The sequence below is a fragment of the Nonomuraea antimicrobica genome, from assembly GCF_039536965.1.
GTDB lineage: Bacteria > Actinomycetota > Actinomycetes > Streptosporangiales > Streptosporangiaceae > Nonomuraea > Nonomuraea antimicrobica.
The window spans coordinates 1-750 of sequence record NZ_BAAAZP010000305.1; the positions used below are offsets into that span (position 1 = coordinate 1).

Annotated in this window: 1 protein-coding gene; it reads left to right on the plus strand. The window is 66.5% G+C overall.

Annotated elements, in window-relative coordinates:
* A partial coding sequence (locus tag ABD844_RS52965) for a hypothetical protein (RefSeq protein ID WP_344897978.1) occupies positions 1 to 726 on the plus strand: 726 nt, incomplete at its 5' end.
* Positions 727 to 750 lie beyond the last annotated feature (24 nt).

The window sequence follows — 750 nt, forward strand, 5'->3', positions numbered from 1 at the left end:
GACCAGCTCACCAGATGGCAGAAGGAGCAGGTAGAGCTCACGCTCCACATCTTCTACACGACCGTACGGGCCGGCCAGGCGGGTTTGTCGGATGGCGGGGGGCCGTTCGGGTTCGACATCACCGTGGCGTTGCTGGTGGACGAACTGCTGTCCGGCTTCTCCTGCGATGCGATCGTGGAGACGGGCTGCTTCCTGGGCGACACCACCGATTACCTGGCTCGCCGCTACCCGAACACGCCTGTGCGCTCCTGCGACGTCGTACGTGAGCACGCCGACTTCGCCCGGTATCGCGTCGCCGGCCTGCCCAACGCGGACGTGAGCTGGAGGGACTCGCCACTCCTGGTCGAGGAGGCCAGCCGGACCTACCAGCGACCCCTGTTCTTCCTGGACGCTCACTGGGCGGAGAACTGGCCGCTCGAGCGGGAACTGGCCGCAATCACCTGCGGCATCGTGCTGATTCACGACTTCGACGTGGGCCACGAGCGGTTCAGCTTCGACGCCTACAACGGGCTGGTGTGCGGTCCGCAGGTGCTCGCACGCGTGCCGGACCCGCCGAAGGTGTACTTCACGCCGAACCCGCACACGGCGTGGCCGCTGCCGTGCTTGCAGACTGGGCGGCGCGCTGGCGTCGGCATCCTCGCGATCGGAGCGGACCTGGACCCGCTCGTCAACAACCCACGACTGATCACCCATCACCTAGTGGCCGAGGCGGTGACGAACCCGTGAACCAAACCCTGAAAGACCCCATCA